Source organism: Polaromonas sp. YR568 (assembly GCF_900116715.1).
Taxonomy (GTDB): domain Bacteria; phylum Pseudomonadota; class Gammaproteobacteria; order Burkholderiales; family Burkholderiaceae_C; genus Polaromonas.
Window position 1 is genome coordinate 47,801 of sequence record NZ_FPBM01000015.1, and the last position, 7,686, is coordinate 55,486.

General features: G+C 56.9%; 4 protein-coding genes and 1 pseudogene. 4 read left to right on the forward strand and 1 reads right to left on the reverse strand.

What is annotated here, in order from left to right:
- The first annotated feature begins 18 nt into the window (after positions 1 to 18).
- The 4 genes from BM408_RS21595 to BM408_RS22845 all read left to right on the forward strand — a co-directional run bounded on the left by BM408_RS21595 (position 19) and on the right by BM408_RS22845 (position 6,316).
- Positions 19 to 2,268: a CHASE2 domain-containing protein gene (locus BM408_RS21595; RefSeq protein WP_092132676.1), complete on the forward strand. Its 2,250-nt coding sequence runs from the start codon at positions 19 to 21 to the stop codon at positions 2,266 to 2,268.
- A 35-nt stretch (positions 2,269 to 2,303) separates the two neighbouring features.
- A complete protein-coding gene (locus BM408_RS21600) occupies positions 2,304 to 3,095 on the forward strand; it encodes a 3',5'-cyclic-nucleotide phosphodiesterase (protein ID WP_092132678.1) in 792 nt (263 codons plus the stop codon).
- Positions 3,092 to 5,497 carry a GspE/PulE family protein gene (locus BM408_RS21605; protein ID WP_092132679.1) on the forward strand — a complete coding sequence of 802 codons (2,406 nt, stop codon included), beginning with the start codon at positions 3,092 to 3,094 and terminating at the stop codon, positions 5,495 to 5,497. The genes BM408_RS21600 and BM408_RS21605 overlap by 4 nt, the downstream gene beginning before the upstream one ends.
- A 138-nt stretch (positions 5,498 to 5,635) precedes the next feature.
- Entirely contained in the window at positions 5,636 to 6,316 is a 681-nt protein-coding gene (locus BM408_RS22845) for a class I SAM-dependent methyltransferase (protein WP_139237392.1), read from the forward strand.
- A gap of 90 nt (positions 6,317 to 6,406) precedes the next feature.
- On the opposite strand, the pseudogene BM408_RS21615 reads toward BM408_RS22845, so the two are convergent.
- Positions 6,407 to 7,686, reverse strand: a pseudogene (locus tag BM408_RS21615) (peptide-binding protein); the annotation flags it as partial.

Here is a 7,686-nt window from a genome sequence, read left to right on the forward strand (position 1 = left end):
CCCCATATCCGAGGTCTCATGAGACTCCTCTCCAGGCACTGGCCTCGCATCGCTGTCACCCTGATTCCGCTGGTGTTTGCGTTGATGCACGCCAGCGGTGTCCTGCGTGTCGGCGTGTTACAGCGGCTGGATGACATCATCTACGATGCCCGGCTTCGAACGACCATGCCCCGCACGCTGGATGAGCGGATTGTCATTGTCGACATCGATGAAAAAAGCCTAGCCGAGGTAGGGCGCTGGCCTTGGGGGCGCAACAAGCTTGCGGAGCTGGTTGAAGAACTGCAGGATCGCCAGAAGACGGCATTGCTGGGTTTTGACGTGGTATTTGCGGAGCCCGACGAAAGCTCAGGCTTGAAGCGGCTCAAGCAACTGGCTCAAGCCGAACTGAAAGATCAACCCGGATTCACGGAAAAAGTGAACCAGCTGCAAAGCAGCCTGGATTACGACGCAGTTTTCGCAAAGGCGATTGAAAAACGCCCCGTAGTGATGGGCTACTACTTCACCAGCGACCGGGATGGGCGGGTGAATGGGGCTCTTCCCGCGCCTGTCATGGGCCGTGACGCACTGGGTGGGCGGCCCATCAAGTTCACCAGCTGGAACGGCTATGGATCCAACATAGAGTCGCTGGCGAAGGCGGCTCCCCTGGGCGGTTTTTTCAACTCCATTACTGAAGGCGACGGCGTGGTGCGCTCCATTCCGCTGTTGGCCGAATACAAGGGGCAGTATTACGAATCGTTGGCCCTGGCCATGTTTCGCATGCTGGCGGGCTTGCCCAAGGTTGAACCCGGTTTTCCGCCGGAAAAATTCCTGACCCGCAACTACCAGGGGCTTGAAAGCATTCTGCTCAAACAAGGCAGCAAAGTCCTTGCCATCCCTGTCGATGACCGGGTCGCCACCTTGGTGCCCTTCCGCGGCAATGGCGGCGCCAGCGGAGGCTCGTTTCGTTACATCTCTGCAGCCGACATCCTGGCGAAGCGTCTTGAGCCTGGCGCCCTCAAAGACAAGATTGTTCTGATTGGCACCACCGCTCCTGGCCTGCTCGATTTGCGGGTGACGCCGGTTGGGGAAACCTATCCGGGGGTGGAAACACATGCCAATGTGATTTCCGGCTTTCTGGACGGCAAGGTGTTCGTCAAGCCCGACTATGCCGTGGGTTTTGAGATCGTTATCCTGCTTTTTTCGGGTTTAACGCTGGCATTCGCCCTGCCTTTGCTTTCGGCATCCCGGGCGGTTCTCGTGAGTCTGGCGGTAATAGGTGCGATTGCCGGGCTTAATTTCTGGCTCTATACCGGCTATGGCCTGGTACTGCCGCTGGCGAGCGCTTTGGTGATGGGGCTCACCGCATTTGCGTTGAACATGAGTTACGGGTATTTCGTGGAAAGCCGTTCCAAGCGCGAGCTGGCGAATCTCTTCGGCACCTATGTCCCCCCCGAGTTGGTGGACGAGATGGTGAAGGATCCCGACAGTTACAGCATGAAGGCAACCACCAAAGAGCTGACGGTGATGTTTTGCGACATGCGCGGGTTCACCAAAATGTCGGAAACCATGGAGCCGACCCAGCTCCAGGCGCTGCTCAACAGCGTATTCAGCCGGCTGACGGACTTGATACGCGGAAACCGCGGCACGATCGACAAATACATGGGCGATTGCGTGATGGCGTTCTGGGGCGCGCCCGTTGATACGCCCGACCATGCCGCGCTTGCTGTCAAAACCGCACTCGAAATGTCGAATGCGGTCCGCAATATCAACGAAGAACATCGGGCCAAGGGTTTACCCGAGATTGGTATCGGTATCGGCCTCAATACGGGCACGATGTGTGTGGGCGACATGGGCTCGGATATCCGGCGCAGCTACACCGTCATCGGTGACTCGGTGAATCTGGGCTCCCGCCTGGAGGGGCTGTCAAAAACCTATGGGGTGGATATCGTGGTCAGCGAATCTACCCGCAAGCTCGCCAACGACTTTGCATGGCAAGAGCTGGACAAAGTCCGTGTGAAGGGCAAAGATCAGGCCGTCGCCATTTTCTGGCCATTGGCGCCGGTAGACCGGATAGACAAGGATAACGCGGCTGAGCTGAAGGTTTGGGGCCTGGCGTTAAAGGCCTATCGAAGCCAGGATTGGGACCAGTGCGATGTGCAGCTGCTCAACTTACAGCGGGGAAATGGCAAAAAGTTCCTTTACCGCCTGTATGCAGAGCGTGTAGCCTCCATGAGGCTGTTGCCCTTTGATCCGGAGTGGGATGGCGCGACCAATTTTGAAACCAAATAATGTAAAACCCAAGTCAAGGCAAACCGGAAAACCTCATGAAAGTACGCGTATTAGGCTGCTCGGGAGCCATTGCCAAGGACTGCCGAACCACGTCTTTTTTACTCGACCATGACTTGCTGGTTGATGCGGGAACCGGGGTGGGTGATCTCACCCTCGATGAAATGGCAGGTGTTGATCACGTCTTGCTGACGCATTCGCATCTGGACCACGTCGCAGCTCTTCCCTTGATGGTGGATGCGATTGCCGCGCGACGTACTGTTCCGATCCAGATACATGCCTTGCAAGGCACCATCGATGCGCTCAAGGCGCATATCTTCAACAACACGATCTGGCCTGACTTCTCCAGAATCCCGACCCCGGCAGCGCCGTTTATCAGCTTTCACCCGCTGGAAGTAGGGCAGACCTTGCTGCTGGCCGGAAAGCATGTGGAGGTACTGCCGGCGGTGCATACAGTGCCGGCTGCGGGTTACGCAGTGGCTACCGGAAAAGGTTGCTGGGTATTTACCGGCGATACGGAACAAAACCCGGCCTTATGGGCCCGTATCAACCAGATGAACGTGGCGATGCTGGTGATTGAAACTGCCTTTAGCAACCGGGAGCGGGACCTTGCCAAACGCAGCCTGCATCTTTCGCCCCATGCACTGGCCAGTGAGCTGGACTGCATTGAGCGGGGGAAAAATTATCCCATCTACATCACCCACACCAAACCCGCAGAAACCGATCTCATCATGGCCGAAATACAGCGGTTTGACCAAACCCGCCCCTTTGGCCCCAACGTAACGCATGACATTCGGTGGTTAAGGGCTGGCCAGGAGTTTGAACTATGAGCGCCGTAATGCAACGTGACCCCGAGGACGAGTTCTTCGACTCGCAGATGCTTCCCCCGCAAGAGCGGGGCGTCACATTTGAGGCTTTGTATTTCCGGCAGCTGCAACTGGTCACCAACCGGATTCACGAAACCGAAAATATTGACCAGATCATGCTGGAGGCCAGCCAGGATATCTGCAAACTTTTCAACGCGGATCGGCTGACGCTTTACGCCGTCAATGACGATCGCAGCTCCATCATCTCCAAAGTCAAAACAGGGCTCAATACAAGTCGTGATTTGAAGCTTCCGATCAGCGCGCAAAGCATTGCCGGTTACGTGGCAATGGCTCGCCAGATGGTCAATATCGCGGATGTTTACGATGTTGACGCCCTCAAGAAGATTCATCCGGCCCTGAGCTTCCTCCAGGAAGTCGACAAGCGGTCGGGCTACAGAACAAAGCAGATGCTGGTGGCCCCAGTAATGGATGGGGACACCCTGTATGGTGTTCTGCAGGTCATCAACAATCGCAGCGACCAACCCTTCGGAAAGCTGGAAGAGGATGGCGCGCGCCAACTGTGCAAGACGCTCGGCATTGCCATACGCCAGCGTATGCAGAAAACAGACGATGTTCAGCGCCGCAAGGCCACCAAGTATGACGGGCTTGTTGCCGAGGGCGTGCTGTCGCAGGATGAATTGCAGCAATGCATTCAGCAGGCCCGCGAAGAGGGCAAGTCTGTTGAACACATCCTGATGGGCAGCTTTCACATCCGCCCCGCCCAGATCGGCCAGTCGCTGTCCAAGTTTTTCGGGGTCGGGTACGAGCCATTCAATCCGGGCCGTATCCGCTCTGAAATGTTGCATGGCCCGCTCAAAAGGGACTTTATTGAGCAGCAGGGCTGGATGCCGCTAGAGGACGGCCCCGAGGGGCTGGTGATCATGTGCGTGGACCCCGAGGCTGTGCGGGGTGCGCGGGTCGTGCCGCAAGTCTTCCCCCGGATCACGAAGTTTGCGTACCGTGTGACGACGCAGACCGAATTTGAAGAAACCCTGGGTCAACTATTCGGCGCCGGTGCAGACGGCAGCTCCATCGACCAGTTGCTGGCGGACATGGACTCTCCTTTGGAGGGCGACGCCATCGACGACTCCTCGCTGGAGTCGGCTGCTGCGGACAATGAACTGGTCAAGTTCGTCAACAAGGTGATCATCGACGCTTACAACCAGAAGGTGTCGGATATCCATATTGAGCCCATGCCCGGCAAAGCCAAGACCGGCATCCGCTTTCGTGTTGACGGGACGCTGCAACCCTATATTGAAGTGCCGGCGCAATTCCGCCAGGCCATGGTCACCCGGCTCAAGATCATGTGTGACCTGGATATTTCCGAAAAGCGCAAGCCGCAAGACGGAAAGATCAAATTCAAAAAATACGGCCCGCTCGACATCGAGTTGCGGGTGGCTACGATCCCCTCCGCCGGTGGCGTGGAGGACGTGGTCATGCGGATTCTGGCCGCGGGTGAACCGATACCGCTTGAAAAACTTGGGCTGACGGCACACAACAAAGAGCGGCTGGAAAAAACCGTCTCCAAGCCCTACGGCCTTTTCTATGTATGCGGCCCCACAGGCTCCGGCAAGACCACGACGCTGCATTCCATCCTGAAATTCCTCAACACGCCAGACACCAAGATCTGGACGGCCGAGGATCCGGTGGAAATTACCCAAAAGGGTCTGCGCCAGGTGCAGATCAACCGCAAAGCAGGCATTGATTTCGCGCTGGTCATGCGGGCCTTTCTGCGTGCCGATCCGGACATCATCATGGTGGGCGAGTCGCGTGACAAGGAAACAGTGGCCATGGGCGTCGAGGCTTCGCTGACGGGCCACATGGTGTTCTCAACCCTGCATACCAACTCGGCGCCGGAATCCATCACGCGCTTGCTGGACATGGGCATGGACCCGTTCAACTTCGCCGATGCGCTGCTGGGCATCCTGGCGCAGCGTCTGGCCAAGAAGCTGTGCGACTGCAAGGAAGCGTATCAGCCGAACTCGCAGGAGATCAAGGACTTCATCAAGGAATACGCCGAAGAACTGCGCCACACCGACGCCTGGAAGGCGGATGAGGGTGGTGAATCCCAAAAGCTGTTTGAAGACTGGATGGACCGCTACGGCAAAGACGGCAAACTTACCCTGTACCGCGCGGTGGGTTGCGATAAATGCGGCAAGACCGGCTACAAGGGCCGGATTGGCCTGCATGAGTTGATGATTGCCGACGACGCCGCGAAAAAACTGATTCAGGAGCGTGCCCGGGTGGCGGAGTTGTTCTCCAGTGCAGTCAGCAGCGGCATGCGTACTCTGAAGATGGATGGCATGGAAAAAGTGCTGATGGGCATGACCGATCTGAAGATGGTTCGCTCGGTGTGCATCAAGTAGCCGGAAGAATATAAGTACTCATCGTCCTGACACGAGAAAAGTGGCAAAAATCATGGTGAAACTAAATTCATCGAAGATGATGATTTAAGAGAACTGTGGCCGGCACGATAAGATTCATAAAAATGGAGTCTTTTTACGATGCTGCTTTCACTGATTAAAGATGTTCTGGCTGCTTCGAAATCGCAGAACGCTGTCAAGAGGAGACCGGGCGTCAACAGTGTTTTGAATGTTGGGGGTGGTAGCAAATCAACCCCGATTTCAAGCCATTTTGACGGCTGGCAACATGACCTGCTCGACATCGACCCCAAGGGTGCCCCCGACCTTGTATGTGATGCGCGCCAGTTGAGAACGTTGCCCGGGGGTAGCTATGACGCTGTCTATTGCTCACATAATCTGGAGCACTACTACCGCCACGAGGGGCTGAACGTAGTTCGCGGGTTTCACCATATCTTGAATGAAACCGGGTTCGCTGAAATCCGTGTTCCTGATATTGAGCAGGTAATGGCAGCTATGCGTGAACAGCAGCTTGAACTGGACGATGTTTTGTATCAGAGTCCTGCAGGGCCTATCACGGCACATGACGTCGTGTATGGCCTGCAAATTGAAATACAGACTAGTGGCCAGGATTTTTATGCCCATAAAACCGGCTTTACACCGAAGTCGTTGGGAAAAATTTTGATGGATGGTGGATTCCCTTTGGTATTTCTAAGCACGGAACAGGAACGCCTGGCAGTTCATGCATTGGCATTCAAGACTGAGCCGACGGATGCGCAGTACGAGCTTCTTCGGAGCACCTGGAACATAAGCAGACCTGCATAGTTCCGATCTCTCGGTTTGCCGGCTCGCTTCGGGCGTTGCAGGGTGCTGTGTATATACAGAAAGATCGGGTTTTTCTCTGTCCGGCGAGAGTTATGTTTGAGGTGGCTGCGCCGCACACCATATATGCCACATGCTGCGCAGGGCGGTCTCGAAGTGGTGTGCAAAGCGCGGTGCGTCAAAGATGGGTGAATCCAGGACCTGCTGGCGCAAGCCGTTTCTCAGCGAAGCCAGGCGCTGCAGATCAGCGCAGTGGGACACCGCGCGCGCGACGTAGTCGTTCGCGTCGGCGGCGACCCACTCGGGCAAACCTGCATTAATCAGCAGCCCCACGCCTTGGCGCGACAGGAACCTCTGGCCGGCCAGCGTCAGCACGGGAATGCCCATCCACAGAGCCTCCACTGTGGTCGTGCCTCCCGGGAAAGGGAATGGATCAAGGGCAATATCCACATGCCGGTAGGCGGCCAGATAGTCTGCTCTGGGCCCGTAATCTTCAAAGATCAAACGCCCGGGTTCAATGCCATGAATGGCAAACCGGTCGCAAGTGCGTTGCCGCACCGACGCCTCAGCCAGTTGCTGGTATTTGAGAAACAGGCGGCTGCCTGGCACTGCATGGAGAACCCGCGCCCACAATGCCACGACGGCATCATTCATCTTGCTCAGATTGTTGAAGCACCCGAAAGTGACATAGCCATTTGTTAGTGCGGGCAGCTCATTGACGGCGATATCGGCAGCCGGCGGCGTAAAGCACAAACGGGTCTCCGGCAGGCGCCATATTTGCTCACTGAAATGAGCTTCCTGGTCTGGCAGGAGGGTCCAGGGATCGGCGACGAAGTAGTCGATGGCTGCCACCCCGGTGGTCGCGAAATAGCCGAGCCAGCTCACCTGCACGGGCGCCGGCTTCCAGGCAAACACCGACAGGCGGTTGTGCGCCGTATGCCCGGACAGATCAATCAGGATATCGATGCCGTCGTCCCGGATACGCTGGGCTACTGCCTCGTCAGACAGCCAGGTTGTCGGATGCCAGCCCGTGCAGTTGGCCTTCAGGCGCTGGCTGGTCGCATCGTCATAGCTGCGGTTGGGGTAGCCAAACAGCTCCAGCCGCCTGGACGCTTGCGATGAGAGGGCGGCCAGCACGCCGTCCAGAAAATAGCCGACCGGGTGATCGCACAGGTCGCCGGAGACAAAGCCCACACGCAAGCACCGTTCGCGATCAGGTGAGTTTGGCCAATCGGTGTAGGGCTGCGCCAGCCGCGCCGCCATGTTGCCAAAGCGTTGCGCGTCGGCGAGCAAAAGCTCGGCGGGCTGGTCGGCTACATAGTTATGGATGAACAGCAGATTGTTGTGCGCTATCACGCAGTCCGGGTCTAGCT

Coding starts and splice junctions, on each gene's coding strand:
- BM408_RS21600 (WP_092132678.1), top strand. CDS start 2,304: ATGAAAGTACGCGTATTAGGCTGCTCGGGAGCCATTGCCAAGGACTGC.
- BM408_RS21595 (WP_092132676.1), top strand. CDS start 19: ATGAGACTCCTCTCCAGGCACTGGCCTCGCATCGCTGTCACCCTGATT.
- BM408_RS21605 (WP_092132679.1), top strand. CDS start 3,092: ATGAGCGCCGTAATGCAACGTGACCCCGAGGACGAGTTCTTCGACTCG.
- BM408_RS22845 (WP_139237392.1), top strand. CDS start 5,636: ATGCTGCTTTCACTGATTAAAGATGTTCTGGCTGCTTCGAAATCGCAG.